Raw genomic sequence first — 14,496 nt, forward strand, 5'->3', positions numbered from 1 at the left:
GCGCGTTTAAAACCCCATTGCGCAGCCGTCTTTGCGCGGGTCGGACCCGGCGACATACCCGCGCCCCGGCAGGCGGTGAATAAGCTGCGCGCCGCCAAAACCAAAGGCATTGTCCGGGGTTTCCAGCGTGATGTCATGCCCCATCGCGCGCAGGGTCGAAATCGTATCGGGGGCCATGGTCGTTTCGCAGGCAACGCCGAGGCCTTGCGTCACGCGCCAGCGGGGGGCATCCACCGCCATCTGCGGGTCCTGGCCCCAGAGTTGCGTGCGCAGCACCATCTGAACATGCCCTTGCGCCTGCATGGGGCCGCCCATGACCCCAAAACTCATCAGAGGCGCGCCATCGCGCATGAGGAAGCCGGGGATAATCGTATGAAACGGGCGTTTGCCGGGGGCGATGTGGTTTTGATGTGATGGATCAAGAGAAAATCCGAAACCCCTGTTCTGCATGGATATTCCGGTATCTGGCACAACCACGCCGGACCCGAACCCCATATAGTTCGATTGAATGAAGGACACCATCATCCCGCTGGCATCTGCCGCGCTCAGATACACGGTGCCGCCGCGTTTCGGCGCGCCGGGTTTGAAGTCGCTCGCAGTGTCCAGATTGATTTCCGCCGCCCGCGTTGCGAGATACCCATCGTCCAGCAAGTCCTGCACGGTGACGGATGTCATATGGTCCGCATCCGCCACGAATCCTTCGGCGTCGCGCAGGGCAAGTTTCATGGCCTCGATCTGTAGATGGAAGGCCTGCGCGCTGTCAGGGTCAAGATCGCGGATGTTGGTCCGGGACAGGATCCCCAGGCCCATCAGCGCTGCTATCCCCTGACCATTGGGCGGGATTTCATGCAGCGAGACCGCGTCAAAATCGCGCGCGATCGTGCCGCACCAATCTGCCCTGTGTGCGGCCAGATCGGTCACCGTCAGCGCGCCGCCGTGGGCCTGCGCATGGGCTGCGATTTCCTCGGCCAGCACACCTTCGTAAAAGGCTGTGCCCTTGGTTTCGGCGATCAGTCGCAGCGAACGCGCGTGACCTGTGCTGCGAAAATATTCGCCTGCGCGCGGGGCGCGGCCACCGGGAAGGAAAGCATCGGCAAAGCCGGGCTGTTCGGCCAGTTGCTCTGCCGCGCGCTGCCATAGTTTGGCAATCACGGGTGAGACAGGAAATCCGTTTTCCGCATAGCGGATCGCTGGTTCAAACAAGGCCGCAAAGGGCAATTTGCCAAAGCGATCCGACAGCGCCACCCATGCCGACACCGCCCCCGGCACGGTGACAGAGCCCCAGCCGTGCATTGGTATCTGGTCAAGCCCGGCAAACCTCTCAGCCGTATAGGCAGCCGGGGCGCGGCCCGATGCGTTCAACCCATGCAAGTCCTGCCCATCCCACAAAATGGCAAAGGCATCTGAACCGATACCATTGCCTGTCGGCTCAACCACCGTCAGCGTGATCGCCGTGGCAAGGGCAGCATCCACCGCATTTCCGCCCCGCGCCATCATGGACACCCCGGCTTGCGTGGCCAGCGGATGCGAGGATGACACGATGTTGTCCGCCGCAACAGCAGAGCGACGCGAGGGGTAGGGGTGATGTGCGCTGAGTTCCATGGGGTGGTCTGTCCTGCGGTTTGGTCGTTGTGCCAAGGTCTGTGGCCTGACGCGCGCGGAGTCAATCGGGGTGGTTGTGTTTCCAGTGATACCGTGCTGGTCTTGAATGGCCCTGTCTAACGCGCCAGCGCCAGTATACCGTCAACATCCGCATGAGCTTCAAGATGCGTCGCCAGAGCATCAAGGGTGGTTTCAACCGTCGCCGTGTAGGATGCGTTCTGCGTGACATCGAACTGTGCAAGCCATTGCGCCCTGAACGCATCATCCGTGAACATACCGTGCAGATAGGTGCCCGTGACCTGCGCGTTCTGACTGATCGCACCATCGGGTTGCCCGTGAACATAGGCAAAAGGGCGGGCGCAATCGGGCCCGTCTGTGCGACCAACGTGAATTTCATAGGCGGGGAACATCGCACCGCTCTGCGCGTGTTTCGCTGTGATCCGGGCGACCCGTTTTTGCGGCGTCATGACCGTGGTGATGTCCAGAAACCCCAAACCCTCCGTCGTGCCGGGGGGGCCTTCTATGCCATCAGGGTCGGCAATGGACTGCCCCAGCATCTGATACCCACCGCACAAGCCCAGCACATGGCCGCCACGGCGCAGATGCGCGGCCAGATCAATGTCCCATCCTTGCGCACGCAGGAAGGCCAGATCACCCCGCGTTGATTTGCTGCCCGGCAAGATCACGATATCCGCATCCGCAGGCAAAACCTCGCCTGCGCGCAACATGGTCATCTGCACGCCGGGTTCATGGCTCAGCGGGTCCATATCGTCGAAATTTGCGATGCGAGACAGGTGCAGACACACAATGTGCAGACCACCCTTGCGGGGTGGCGTTTTGATATCATAGGCGTCTTCAGCCGGGAGCTTCCAGGCATCAGTAAACCACGGCAGCACGCCAAATCCGGGCCAACCAGTATGGTTTTTTATGATCTCATAGCCTTCATCAAAAAGTTTAGGATCGCCGCGAAACTTGTTGATAAGGAAGCCCTTTATCATGCCTGCATCAGCGGGTGATATGACTGCTTGCGTGCCCACGACCTGCGCGATCACACCGCCTCGGTTGATGTCCCCACAAAGTAGCACGGGAACCTGCGCCGCCTCAGCAAAGCCCATATTGGCGATGTCATTGCTGCGCAGGTTTACCTCTGCCGGGCTGCCGGCGCCTTCGACGATGATCAGATCATACTGCGCCTTGAGCCGGTTGAAACTGTCGAGCACAGGGCCGAGCAATGTCGGTTTCAGCTTTGCATAATCGCCCGCTGCAACGGAGGTCATGCGCTGGCCCTGAACGATCACCTGCGAGCCTGTTTCGGTTTCAGGCTTGAGCAGGATCGGGTTCATGTCCACCGTTGGGTCTAGCCCGCAGGCAAAAGCCTGCAACGCCTGCGCGCGGCCGATCTCGCCCCCGTTCGTCGTGGCTGCCGCGTTGTTGGACATGTTTTGCGGCTTGAACGGCGCGACAGATATGCCGCGACGCTTGGCAGCGCGGCAAAGCCCTGCCACCAAAAGTGACTTGCCGACATCAGAGCCTGTGCCCTGCAGCATGATCGCGCGGCCCATGCGCGTTACCCTAAAACTCGATGCCTTTTTGGGCAACGACACCGTCTTTGAACGGGTGTTTCACCAAGGTCATCTCGGTCACGAGATCGGCGGCCTCAATCAGTTCGGGCTTGGCATTGCGCCCGGTCAGGCAGACGTGGGTCATGTGTGGCTTTTGCGTCAACAGAAACTCGACCACCTCGTCGATGTTCAGATAGTCATAACGCAGCGCGATGTTTATCTCATCCAGCAGTACGAATTGAATGTCGGGATCAAGGATTTGCTCTTTCGCGATCCGCCAGCCATTTTCCGCCGCCGCAATGTCGCGCGCCCGGTCCTGCGTTTCCCATGTAAACCCTTCGCCGGAGACGAAAAACCGGCATTCATCCGCATAATTGTCGCGCAGGAACGACTTCTCGCCCGTGTCCCAGTTGCCCTTGATGAACTGGACCACGGCGCAGGGAATCTTGTGCGAAATGCAGCGCATGATCATCCCGAAGCCGGAGGATGACTTACCTTTGCCCTTCCCGGTATGCACCATGATGAGACCCTTTTGTTCGGTCTTTTGCTCCATCATCTTGTCGCGTGCCGCTTTGATCTTGCGCATCTTGGCGTTGTGACGTTCGTTTTCGTCAGACATGCTGGAAATCCCCGTGCTTGTGTTGGCGCAGTTAGTGCATTCCCGCTGAGCAGGGTCAACCACCACTGGATCGAATTTGCAGCACCGGGCGGGATAATTCCGACGTCGGCCCCGCCGTCATGTCTTGCCCCTTGCGCGAAACACTCCGGGTCGCAATAAAAGTGCCAAACAGCACAACCAAATGGGGAGAAGTCGAAATGCACAAGGTCCTGGCCATTTCCATTATTGCGTCAATGATTGCAGTCGGTGGCGCGCAGGCGCAAAGCTGCCACGAGGGCAAGACGATCAGTGCGGGCAAGCTGACCATCGCCACCGGCAACCCGGCCTATTACCCTTGGGTGCTGGATGATGCGCCGGAAAGCGGGCAGGGCTTTGAGGCGGCTGTGGCCTATGCGCTGGCGGGCAAAATGGGGTTCATGCAGGAAGATGTGATCTGGACCCGCACGTCCTTTGATCAGGCGATCCAGCCGGGTGCAAAGGATTTCGATCTGAACATGCAGCAGTTTTCCATCACCGCGCAGCGGGATAAAGTCGTCGATTTCTCAGCACCTTACTACACCGCACCCATGGCTGTGCTGGTGCGGGGCGGGGACGGGTTGACCGCTGACATGGCAACGTTGAAACGGTTGAAATGGGGTGTTGTTGCGACCACGACCGCGCTGCCGGTGGTGATGGAGAAGATCGCGCCCGAAAGCCCTCCGCTGATTTATGACGACAACGTCAATGTGGTCGAGGCCATGAAAGCGGGTCAGATAGATGCAGCACTCTTTGATCTGCCCACCGCGCTTTATCTGGGGGCGGTGGTGCTGGAGGGCGGGCAGGTGCTGGGCCAGTTTACCGCCGATGAAACCAAGAACCCTGATCATTTCGGCGCGCTTATGACTGAAGGCAATCCGCTGAAGGAATGTGTTGATGCGGCACTTACGGAGATGAAAGCTGATGGCAGCCTTGCCGCTATCGAGGCGCAATGGTTGCAGGAAGCAACCGGTGTGCCACTGATCCAGTGAGCCGGTGGTGAACCGCAGGCAGGCATATGAAGCGCAGCAGCGGCGCAGGTCGCTGAGCATTGCGGGCATCAGCACGGCGCTGGTCTTGGCTGCCGTGGTCGTTCTTGTGCCGCTCGCGCCGGGCTGGCCAGCGGTCAGGGCCAGCTTTTTTGACGCCTCGGTGTTTGCCGAAACCTTCCCGACGCTTTTGCAGGCCTTCATGATTGATGTCATGATTTTCGCGTGGTCGGTGCCGCTGATCCTCGGGCTGGGGCTTGCCATTGCGCTGGCGCGCGGCGCACGCGCGCCGGCCCTTTTCCCGCTGCGGATTTTCGGGGCCGTCTATGTGGATGTGTTTCGCGGCGTGCCGGTGATCCTGACCATCTATCTGATCGGGTTCGGGATTCCGGGTCTTGGCCTGCCGCGCCCGTGGAATTCACCCTACATCTGGGGAACGGTGGCGCTGGTGCTGACCTACTCGGCCTATGTGGCCGAGGTGCTGCGCTCCGGCATCGAGAGCGTGCACGCCAGTCAGCGCAACGCCGCCATCTGCCTTGGCCTGTCGGAGCGGGATACCATGCGCTATGTCGTGCTGCCGCAGGCCATCCGCCGCGTGGTGCCGGCCAATATGAACATGTTGGTGGCGCTTCAGAAAGATGTGGCACTGCTCAGCTTTATCGGCCCGGTCGAAATATTGCGTCAGGCGGGCATCTACAAAAGCCTGCTGGCCAATTTCACGCCCTATCTGGTGGCCGCAGTGATCTTTTTGATGGTGACCGTGCCCGCCACGCGCTACGCCGACTACCTGTTGAACCGAGACCGCGATGCCCGAAGCTAAACTGTCGCTGCGCGGCGTGCAGAAATCCTTTGCCGACAATCAGGTCCTTGCCGGTATTGATCTGGATGTGCATGCGGGCGAAATGATCTGCCTGATTGGCGCGTCGGGCTCGGGTAAATCGACGCTCCTGCGCTGCATCAACCAGCTTGAAGCGATTGATGAGGGGTCAATCTGGCTCGACGGTGTGGACATCTCGGAACCGGGGATGGATCTGGCCCCGATCCGGCGGCGCATTGGCATTGTGTTTCAATCATACAACCTGTTTCCGCACATGAGCGCGCTTGAAAATGTGCAACTGGCACCGCGCCGGGTGCTGAAACAATCGGCGGATGCCCGAACCGAAAAGGCCGAGGCGTTGTTTAGCCGCTTTGGTCTTGCGCAACATATGCATAAGTTTCCCGATCAGTTGTCAGGGGGGCAGCAGCAACGTGTCGCCGTGATCCGGGCGCTGGCCATGGAACCCGAAATCATGCTCTTTGATGAAATTACGGCGGCCCTTGATCCCGAACTCGTGGGCGAGGTGCTCAGCGTTTTGCGCCATTTGCGCGCTGAAGGCATGACGATGTTGCTTGCAACCCATGAGATGGGCTTTGCCCGCGAGGTGGCGGATCGCATCTGTTTCATGGATGGCGGGCGTATCCTTGAGCAGGGCAACCCGGAGCAGATGTTCACGGCACCGCAAAAGCCACGCACCCGGGCCTTTTTGAAAGCGGTGCTGCGCTGAGCCTTTGCGCTGCTGGGAGGAAGCGGTCCCGGCGAATAAACAGTTGCAAGTTCTGCAAGCGCCGTTAACGTCGCAACTCCAAAAAGAAGAATTCACGGGAGGAACCACATGTTCAGAAATGCAATCCTGGGCGCTGTTGCGCTGACTGCGCTCAGCGGTGCCGCCATTGCGCAGGAGAAAATGCGCATCTCGTTGCAACTGCCCCTGACCAGCCACCTCGGAGAGAACCTCGTTCTGTTCGAAAAAGAGGTTGAGGAACGCACGGGCGGTGCCATCGACGTCGAAATCTACGACAGTGCGACGCTTTACAAGGACAAGGAAGTCCCCGCTGCGGTCGGGTCGGGTGCCATCGAAGCCGGTGTCGCATCCCTGACGCGCTATGTGGGCGATGCGCCTGTTGTTGACGTGTTCTACATGCCGTTCCTGTTCAACACCGAGGAAAAGGTGCGCGCCGCCGTGGCCGAAGGGTCGCCCGTGCGCACTGTGCTTGAAGAGGAAATCGCCAAGACCGGCGGTCAGGTTCTCTATTGGCAGGCCTATGGCGGTGCGATTTTGCTCTCACAAGGAGGCCCGATCCGCACACCGGAAGACATGAAGGGCAAAAAGGCGCGGGTTTTCGGTAAAACCCTCGGTGACTTTGTCACCGCAGCGGGCGGGGCACCGACGCTGATCTCCGGTTCGGAGCAATATCTGGCCTATCAGCGGGGGACGGTGGATGTTGGTATGACCGGGGTATCCGGCGTCAAATCCCGCAAGCTCTGGGAGGTCATGGATACGATCACCAAAACCAACCACGCCAATATCGAATTTGTGGTTGTCGTGAACAGCGACTGGTGGGCCGGTCTGTCACCCGAGTTGCAAGGCCATATCAAGGCGGCAGCACAGGTCGCACAAGATGACGTGCGCGACCGCATGAGTGGGATCGAAGCGGCAGCCTACAAAGCCGCCGAAGAGAACGGAATGACCATCGTCGAACTCAGCGATGCAGAACTGTCCGCATGGCAGGAGGTCGCACAGCCCGTCTATGACGCCTATCTTGAGGCCACGGGTGAAGCAGGTCAGAAAATTCTTGATGCTTTGGGTGCAGGAGGCTCCTGAAGTATCTGTAATATAGAAGGAAAGCGGGTGGCTGATGGGCTGCCCGCGTCCATGTAATATGTCAGTCATTTCCAGAATATCACGGGCGCTGTGCGCCATTGGTGCGGTCCTGATGGCCGCCACCGGGGCCATGCTGACCTATGAGGTGATCGCCAGATACTTCTTTATCAAACCGACGATCTGGGCCGCTGAACTCAGTCAGCTGTGCCTGATCTGGGGGTGTTTTCTCGCACTGCCGCATCTTTTGGTGTTGCGTCGCCACATCACGGTGAACGCTGTTACCAACCTGCTGCCTGAGCGTGCGCAGAAGGTTTGCGCCGCTTTTGCGCTTGTCGCGATTATCGTGTTTTCATCCATCGTTGCGTTTTACGGCTGGCACATATTCTACGACAGCTTTTCGCGCGGGCGCACCACCGGGTCGCTGCTGAACCTGCCGGTCTGGATCGCGGAACTGTCTGTGCCCGTGGGGTTTGGCATGCTCGCCTTGCAGGGTCTTGTTGAGTTGATCCGACTGCCCGGCGCGGGCACCACAAGCCTTGGAGCGACACACGAATGACCATTCTGCTTATTCTGGGCTCCCTTTTCGGGCTGTTGCTGGTCGGGGTGCCGGTGGCCTTTGCGCTGGGGGGCATGGGGCTTGGCATGTTGTTGCTGGGCGGTTTTTCACCGCTCATGGCGCCGCAATCGCTGCTCTCTACCTTGGATGGTTTCATCCTTCTGGCGGTGCCGCTGTTTCTGCTGATGTCGAACCTGCTGCTCAAGGGGGGCGTCGGGCGTGACCTTTTTTCGGCCGTACAGGCCTGGGTCGGGCACTGGCCGGGGGGGCTTGCCGTTGCTACCATTCTCAGCTGCGCGCTTTTTGCCGCCATCTCAGGCTCGTCCGTCGCGACGGCAGCCACGATTGGCACGGTGGCCATTCCGGAGATGATAAACCGGGGATATGAAAAACGCTTTGTTTACGGGTTGCTGGCGGCGGGCGGCACGCTGGGCATTTTGATACCGCCCTCCATTCCGATGATCGTCTATGGCTTTGTGACCGAGCAATCGGTGATTGCGCTGTTTCTGGCAGGCATCGGGCCGGGGGCTGTGCTGGTCACATTGTTCGTGCTTTTCGCGATGTTGCACGCGCGCCTTTGGGGCGGGTACACGCCGGTGCCCAAGGCGTCGATGCGCGAACGCGCGACAGCCTCCAAACGCGCATTGCCCTCTGTGGCGCTTGCGGCTCTGGTCATTCTCGGTCTCTATTCCGGGGCGTTCACCCCTACGGAAGCGGCTGCGATTGGCTTTGCTGCGGCCCTGTTGATCACCGTATTCTGGTTGCGCACCATGACGTGGGCTAAATTCTGGGAAGCGGTGCGCGAATCCGCGATCACCACGGCCGCGATCCTGTTGATCGTGGCGGGGGCGAAAATCTTTGGCAAGGCCATCGCCCTCTATCGCATCCCGCAGGATATTTCGGCCTTCCTGGCCCAGACCATCGACGGGCCGATCATGTTCATTCTGGTCGTCTCGGTCGTGCTGTTGTTGATGGGGCTGGTGTTCGAGGCCCTGTCGATGATCCTGATCATGACGCCGGTGCTGTTGCCCGCGGCGATGGGTCTGGGCTTCGATCCGATCTGGTTTGGCATCTACATGGTGATCATGGTGGAATGCGCCCTGATCACGCCGCCGGTGGGTCTAAACCTCTACGTCATACAATCGGTTGCGCGCGCCACGCTGGCCGATGTTGCGCGCGGGGTCTGGCCGTTCCTGATGCTGATGCTGTTCACGGTTGGCATTCTTTATCTGGTGCCTGATCTGGCGCTTTATATCCCGTTCAAATGGTGAAATCATGACTGCTGCGAAAACGCTCCGTACCTTGCTGGCGCAGGATAAATGCCATGTGATGCCGTGTTGCTTTGATGCGCTCTCGGCCAAACTGATCGCGCAGGAGGGGTATGATCTGACCTTCATGTCGGGTTTTGCCGCCTCCGCCAGCCGGATCGGCGCGCCGGATCTCGGCCTGATGAGCTATGGTGAAGTCGTGGATCAGGCCCGCAACATCGCCACTGCCATCGACATTCCGCTGATCGGGGATGGCGATACGGGCTATGGCAATGCGATGAATGTGCGCCGCACGGTGACGGGGTTTGCGCAAGCCGGTTGCGCGTCGGTGATGATCGAAGACCAGCTTGCCCCGAAAAGATGCGGGCACACGCCGGGTAAGGCGGTTGTGCCACGACAAGAGGCATATGACAGGATCAAGGCGGCGGTGGATGCGCGCGATGCCCTGCGCGAAGACGGCGGCGATATCCTGATCCTTGCCCGCACGGATGCGCGTCATGAACACGGGCTGTCAGAGGCGATCGAACGGGCGGCAGTCTTTGCCGAACTCGGCGCCGATATCCTGTTCGTGGAGGCTCCTAAATCCATCGCAGAGATGCAGGATATCTGCTCAAACCTGCCCGGTCCCAAGATGGCGAATATCGTCGAAGGTGGGGAAACACCGGATTTGCCCAATGCGGCCCTGCATGACATCGGCTATTCCATCGCGGCCTATCCGCTGTCTCTGATGGCGGCGGCGATGCAGGCGATGGTCACATCGTTGCGCGCGATGCGCGCGGATCAGCGGCCCGGATTGATGGATTTTGGCGAGTTGCGCAGCCGGATCGGGTTTGACGACTACTATGCGGCGTCGCAAGCCTATGCGTCCTCAAAGCGCGACTGAGTATGCGTCGGGGTCGCCGGATGCGTGCTCACAAGTCCTTGACCAGCCTCAGGGCGTCGTAAATCGCCGCATGTGTGTTGCGGGCCGAAACCGCATCCCCGATGCGGAAAAGCTGAAACGCGCCATCGGAGTTGGTGTTCACATTCTGGACTTCGCCCGCGATCAGCGCGTCATGATCCACAGCGCCAAGGTTGCTGCTGAGCGGTTTGAGCGCGTGGTAAAGCTCATCCAGCGGGAAGGTCCCATAGTTCACAACGATCTGGTCGTAATCGGTCTGATAGCTGTGATCGCTGTAATCCGTCCCGATTGTGGCACGTAACTTGTTGCCATTGCGCGCCACATCCAGCAGGCGGCGCGTCACGGTAAAGGTGACGTCCTTGTCCTGCAACGCGCGCATGTAAGGTGTCAGGTTCATCGCCATGATGTCGGGCGCAAATACGCGATCAGGCGTCATCACCTCGACTTTTGCACCGGCCAGGGCAGCCGTCTCAGCGGCTTGCAGCCCCGGATGGTCGCCGCTTTCATCATAGATCAACACGTGATCTGCCGGTTTGACATCGCCTGCGATCATCTCCCAACTGCTGATCACATGGGGCGTGTCGCGGCCAGCCTCGAAAAGTTCGGTGTTTGGCAGGCCGCCCGTCGCCACGATCACCACATCCGGATTCAGGTCGGTGATTGTTTCAGGTTCGGCCCATGTGTTGAAATGAAAACGCACATCGCGCGCGGCACATTGGGCCATGCGCCAGTCGATGATTGAAATCATATCGCGGCGGCGCGGGTTCTGGACGGTCAGCCGGATTTGCCCACCGGGATCGGCTTGCGCCTCAAAGACCGTGACAACGTGCCCGCGCTCGGCGGCAACACGGGCGGCCTCAAGCCCCGCCGGACCTGCGCCGACAATCACAACATGGCGTGGGGCAGGGGCCGGGGCTATGACGTGCGGCATGGACAGTTCGCGCCCCGTGGCCGCGTTGTGAATGCACAGCGCCTCGCCGCCCTGATAAATCCGATCCAGACAAAAGGTGGCCCCGACACAAGGGCGTATGTCGTCCTCGCGCCCCTCGCGGATTTTCTGCACAATATGCGGATCAGCCATATGCGCCCGCGTCATCCCGACCATATCGAGCAGCCCGTTTGCCACGGCATGTCGCGCAGTCGCCACATCGGGGATTTTGGCGGCGTGGAATGTGGGCAGGCCGGTTGCCTTTTTGACCGCCCCGGCGAAATCAAGATGTGGCGCATTGCTCATGCCCTGCACCGGGATCACGTCGACCATCGCAGGGTCCGTATGGATGCGCCCCCGGATCACATTCAGGAAATCGAGACGCCCATCATCGGCGAGGATTTTTGAAATGCGCAGGCCCTCTTCGGGCGTGATCCCGCCTTTTTGCACCTCATCGGCGGTAAAGCGAAAGCCGATGATGAAATCCTCGCCCACGCGTTTGCGAATGGCCCCCAAGACATCCAGCGGAAACCGCATCCGGTTTTCCAAAGTATCGGCACCGTAAGGACCGGACAGATCGTTCGTAAGCGGTGACCAGAACTGGTCCAGCAGATGGCCGTAAACCTGCAATTCGATCCCATCCATGCCACCGGCCTGCATCCGCTCGGCTGCGTCGGCGAAATCGGTGATCACCCGGTCAATATCCCAGTCTTCGATCAGTTTGGGAAAGGCGCGATGCGCCGGTTCGCGGTGGCGCGAGGAAGACAGGGAGGGCAACCAGTCGCCTTTGTTCCACGTCGTGCGCCGCCCCAGATGCGTCAACTGGATCATCACCGCACAGCCATGCGCATGGCAGGCATCGGTCAGATCGGTGATCCATGGCACCACCTCATCCTTATAGGCCAGCACGTTGTTGAACACCGGCGGGCTGTCTTTGGACACCGCCGCCGAACCTGCGGTCATCGCAAGTGCAAGCCCGGCCTTGGCGCGCTCTTCGTGATAGGCGCGGTAGCGTTCCTTGGGCATGCCGTCTTCGGGATAGGCAGGTTCATGGCTGGTGGTCATGATGCGGTTCTTCAACGTCAGATGCTTGAGTTGAAAGGGTTGCATCAAGGGATCTTTTGACATCGGCTGCACGTTCTACCTGTCCTGTTGCGTCCCGTCTCGGCGACGCTTCAACGCGCAGTAAGCCGCATATCCTAGGGCTTTGCCAGATCAAAAACGCCGGATAGCGGGGGGATCAGATCAGGGGCGATATCGCCGCACCAAAAGATGCGGCGATGTGGTGTTACAGGTTTCCGGCGGACATCTCGCGCGCCATGTGATCGGCCTGCCGGATGGCCAGCGCCACGATGGTCAGCGTGGGGTTTTCGGCCGCCCCCGTCGTGAACTGCGACCCATCGGAGATGAACAGGTTCGGGATATCATGGGTCTGACCCCATTTGTTCACCACCCCGTCGCGGGCATTTTCCGACATCCGGTTGGTGCCAAGGTTATGCGTTGACGGATATGGCGGCGTCGGGAAGGTGCGCGTGGCCCCGACCGCATCATAGACGGCCTGCCCCTGCTGATAGGCGTGATTGCGCATCGCGATATCATTGGGGTGGTCATCAAAGTGCACATTTGCCACCGGCAGGCCGTATTGATCCGTGACGTCGTGGTTGAGTGTCACGCGGTTGGTTTCCTGCGGCATGTCTTCGCCCACAATCCACATGCCCGCCATGTTCTCATAGGCATCCAGCGCGGAAGTGAACTCGCGGCCCCATGCGCCGGGATCAAGGAAGGCGGCCATGAACGGCAGGCCGAGCGCGAGCGTCTCAAGTTCATATCCGCCGACGAAACCACGGCTGGGGTCATGGCGGGCCTCGTCCTGAATGATGCCTGCCATGGTCGTGCCGCGCCACATCCTGACCGGCTGATCAAAGGTGGCATAAACCGACCCTGTCATGTGACGCATGTAATTGCGCCCCACCTGACCGGAGGAATTGGCCAGCCCATCCGGGAACATGGATGTCGCCGAATTCAACAGCATGCGCGGGCTTTCGAACGAATTGCCTGCCACACAGACGGCGCGCGCCTTTTGCAGCTGCAGGTTGCCGTCCGCGTCGAAGTATTCAACGCCCGAGACTTTGCCGGCGTCATCGTGCAGGATGCGCGCCACATGGGCCCGTTCGCGCACTTCGAGGTTGCCGGTCGCTTCACCCTGCGGGATGTCGGTATAGGCGGTCGACCATTTCGACCCCCATTTGCAGCCCTGAAAGCAAAACCCTGTCTGTTGGCAGGCGGTGCGTTCGCCCCCATCGGTGGACTGGATCGCCATGCGCCCGGTGCTGACTTCGGTGTATCCCAGCGCCTTGGCGCCTTTCTCGAACACAAGGTAGTTGTTGTTGCCCGGCAGGCCCGGTCGATCGCCCGTGCGTGTCACGCCCAGCTTTTCCTCAGCCAATGCGTACCATGGGTCCATTTCCGCTGCATCTATCGGCCAATCCAGCAGGCTTGCGCCCTGCACGTTGCCATAGGTGGTCGCCGCCTTCCATTCGTGTTCCTGAAAGCGCAGGCTCGCCCCCGCCCAGTGGGTCGTCGCACCACCCACCGCCTTGACGATCCAGGCAGGCAGGCCGGAAAAATCTTTGGCCACGCGCCAGTCGCCCGATGTCGTGCGCGGGTCCAGCCACGCCAGTTGCCCAAAGCTTTCCCATTCGTCGTTGACGTAGTCCTCGGGCAGGTAGCGCCCGCCGGCTTCCAGCGCGACAACGCTGATGCCTTTTTGCGCCAGTTCATTTGCCAGAACGCCGCCGCCCGCGCCTGTTCCGATCACGACAATAACGCTGTCGTCCGTGAGATCAAAAGGTGCCGTCATGGTGCCTAGTCTCCCTTATAGCCAGTTGATGTCATTGAATCCGCGGTCGATATAACCACCGAATTCATAAGAAGAGCCCTCGTAGCCAAAGATCGGCCAGACCGCTTTCTGATTATAAAGCCCGGTTACAAGGCCGCCGCGGACCTGCTGAAAGAACGCGCTGTTCTCCATACCGCGCAGGATGTCGACCCGGTCGCGTTCCCAGCCAATGTCGAGGTAACTGGCGTAGCCTTTGCCGGCCGCCGCTGCGTTGAGCGCGGCAATGCCATCCTCAACTGCCTGTGCGGCCTCGGCTGAGTCATAGCCTTTCACGGCGATCACGTAAAAGGCATCGCCCACCTTGTCATGCGGATAGATATCGCGCGCCATTTGCACCAGCGTCGCAAAGGTTTCCGGTTGCAGCTCGCTCGTTTCCATCGCCCATGCCCCATCGGGTGCGGCAAGAAACCCCGCGCCGACAACAAATGAAGCCCCCGCAGATGTCGCACGCGACAATAGCTGGCGTCGGGTAAGCCCTTTCGGGCCGGTTGTGGTTGTCATGGTATCCTCCCTTT

General features: G+C 60.0%; 13 protein-coding genes. 7 read left to right on the forward strand and 6 right to left on the reverse strand.

The annotated features are described in order from the left end of the window. Positions 1 to 6: 6 nt before the first annotated feature. The 3 genes from RD1_RS10060 to cobO all read right to left on the reverse strand — a co-directional run bounded on the left by RD1_RS10060 (position 7) and on the right by cobO (position 3,783). Positions 7 to 1,602 (reverse strand): gamma-glutamyltransferase family protein, encoded by a 1,596-nt coding sequence (locus tag RD1_RS10060; protein ID WP_011568391.1) that lies wholly within the window; start codon positions 1,600 to 1,602, stop codon positions 7 to 9. A 116-nt stretch (positions 1,603 to 1,718) separates the two neighbouring features. Beyond that, positions 1,719 to 3,164 carry a cobyric acid synthase gene (locus tag RD1_RS10065; protein WP_011568392.1) on the reverse strand — a complete coding sequence of 482 codons (1,446 nt, stop codon included), beginning with the start codon at positions 3,162 to 3,164 and terminating at the stop codon, positions 1,719 to 1,721. 10 nt (positions 3,165 to 3,174) lie between these two features. Further along, positions 3,175 to 3,783 (reverse strand): cob(I)yrinic acid a,c-diamide adenosyltransferase, encoded by a 609-nt coding sequence (cobO, locus tag RD1_RS10070; protein WP_011568393.1) that lies wholly within the window; start codon positions 3,781 to 3,783, stop codon positions 3,175 to 3,177. Between the two features lie 197 nt (positions 3,784 to 3,980). Between cobO and RD1_RS10075 the strand changes: the two genes are divergently transcribed. From RD1_RS10075 to RD1_RS10105, 7 genes are all read left to right on the forward strand, one after another. Beyond that, positions 3,981 to 4,790: an ABC transporter substrate-binding protein gene (locus RD1_RS10075; protein WP_011568394.1), complete on the forward strand. Its 810-nt coding sequence runs from the start codon at positions 3,981 to 3,983 to the stop codon at positions 4,788 to 4,790. Positions 4,791 to 4,794: 4 nt separating this feature from the next. Then, on the forward strand, positions 4,795 to 5,607 hold the full coding sequence (locus RD1_RS10080; protein WP_085978946.1) for an amino acid ABC transporter permease: 813 nt from the start codon (positions 4,795 to 4,797) through the stop codon (positions 5,605 to 5,607). Beyond that, the gene (locus RD1_RS10085) at positions 5,594 to 6,331 is read left to right on the forward strand and encodes an amino acid ABC transporter ATP-binding protein (RefSeq protein WP_011568396.1); all 738 of its coding nucleotides are present in this window, start codon (positions 5,594 to 5,596) and stop codon (positions 6,329 to 6,331) included. Before RD1_RS10080 ends, RD1_RS10085 begins: the two co-directional genes overlap by 14 nt. 108 nt (positions 6,332 to 6,439) lie before the next feature. After that, complete coding sequence (dctP, locus tag RD1_RS10090) at positions 6,440 to 7,429, forward strand: TRAP transporter substrate-binding protein DctP (RefSeq protein ID WP_011568397.1); 990 nt, start codon at positions 6,440 to 6,442, stop codon at positions 7,427 to 7,429. A 58-nt stretch (positions 7,430 to 7,487) separates the two neighbouring features. Continuing rightward, positions 7,488 to 7,985, forward strand: a complete 498-nt coding sequence (locus RD1_RS10095) for a TRAP transporter small permease (RefSeq protein ID WP_044033069.1) — start codon at positions 7,488 to 7,490, stop codon at positions 7,983 to 7,985. Beyond that, positions 7,982 to 9,256 carry a TRAP transporter large permease gene (locus RD1_RS10100; RefSeq protein ID WP_011568399.1) on the forward strand — a complete coding sequence of 425 codons (1,275 nt, stop codon included), beginning with the start codon at positions 7,982 to 7,984 and terminating at the stop codon, positions 9,254 to 9,256. Before RD1_RS10095 ends, RD1_RS10100 begins: the two co-directional genes overlap by 4 nt. Before the next feature lie 4 nt (positions 9,257 to 9,260). Then, positions 9,261 to 10,136, forward strand: a complete 876-nt coding sequence (locus RD1_RS10105) for an isocitrate lyase/PEP mutase family protein (protein ID WP_011568400.1) — start codon at positions 9,261 to 9,263, stop codon at positions 10,134 to 10,136. Positions 10,137 to 10,164: 28 nt separating this feature from the next. On the opposite strand, the gene RD1_RS10110 is transcribed toward RD1_RS10105, so the two are convergent. From RD1_RS10110 to RD1_RS10120, 3 genes are all read right to left on the reverse strand, one after another. Beyond that, complete coding sequence (locus RD1_RS10110) at positions 10,165 to 12,210, reverse strand: NADH:flavin oxidoreductase (RefSeq protein ID WP_011568401.1); 2,046 nt, start codon at positions 12,208 to 12,210, stop codon at positions 10,165 to 10,167. 160 nt (positions 12,211 to 12,370) lie between these two features. Then, positions 12,371 to 13,942 carry a GMC family oxidoreductase gene (locus RD1_RS10115; protein WP_011568402.1) on the reverse strand — a complete coding sequence of 524 codons (1,572 nt, stop codon included), beginning with the start codon at positions 13,940 to 13,942 and terminating at the stop codon, positions 12,371 to 12,373. A gap of 15 nt (positions 13,943 to 13,957) precedes the next feature. Continuing rightward, entirely contained in the window at positions 13,958 to 14,482 is a 525-nt protein-coding gene (locus tag RD1_RS10120) for a hypothetical protein (protein ID WP_011568403.1), read from the reverse strand. Positions 14,483 to 14,496: the final 14 nt, after the last annotated feature.

The organism is Roseobacter denitrificans OCh 114, assembly GCF_000014045.1.
Taxonomy (GTDB): domain Bacteria; phylum Pseudomonadota; class Alphaproteobacteria; order Rhodobacterales; family Rhodobacteraceae; genus Roseobacter; species Roseobacter denitrificans.

What these genes read in the sequence shown, in the direction of transcription:
- RD1_RS10060 (WP_011568391.1), bottom strand. Translation starts at nt 1,602, where the DNA reads ATGGAACTCAGCGCACATCACCCCTACCCCTCGCGTCGCTCTGCTGTT.
- RD1_RS10065 (WP_011568392.1), bottom strand. Translation starts at nt 3,164, where the DNA reads ATGGGCCGCGCGATCATGCTGCAGGGCACAGGCTCTGATGTCGGCAAG.
- cobO (WP_011568393.1), bottom strand. Translation starts at nt 3,783, where the DNA reads ATGTCTGACGAAAACGAACGTCACAACGCCAAGATGCGCAAGATCAAA.
- RD1_RS10075 (WP_011568394.1), top strand. Translation starts at nt 3,981, where the DNA reads ATGCACAAGGTCCTGGCCATTTCCATTATTGCGTCAATGATTGCAGTC.
- RD1_RS10085 (WP_011568396.1), top strand. Translation starts at nt 5,594, where the DNA reads ATGCCCGAAGCTAAACTGTCGCTGCGCGGCGTGCAGAAATCCTTTGCC.
- dctP (WP_011568397.1), top strand. Translation starts at nt 6,440, where the DNA reads ATGTTCAGAAATGCAATCCTGGGCGCTGTTGCGCTGACTGCGCTCAGC.
- RD1_RS10095 (WP_044033069.1), top strand. Translation starts at nt 7,488, where the DNA reads ATGTCAGTCATTTCCAGAATATCACGGGCGCTGTGCGCCATTGGTGCG.
- RD1_RS10100 (WP_011568399.1), top strand. Translation starts at nt 7,982, where the DNA reads ATGACCATTCTGCTTATTCTGGGCTCCCTTTTCGGGCTGTTGCTGGTC.
- RD1_RS10105 (WP_011568400.1), top strand. Translation starts at nt 9,261, where the DNA reads ATGACTGCTGCGAAAACGCTCCGTACCTTGCTGGCGCAGGATAAATGC.
- RD1_RS10110 (WP_011568401.1), bottom strand. Translation starts at nt 12,210, where the DNA reads ATGTCAAAAGATCCCTTGATGCAACCCTTTCAACTCAAGCATCTGACG.
- RD1_RS10115 (WP_011568402.1), bottom strand. Translation starts at nt 13,942, where the DNA reads ATGACGGCACCTTTTGATCTCACGGACGACAGCGTTATTGTCGTGATC.
- RD1_RS10120 (WP_011568403.1), bottom strand. Translation starts at nt 14,482, where the DNA reads ATGACAACCACAACCGGCCCGAAAGGGCTTACCCGACGCCAGCTATTG.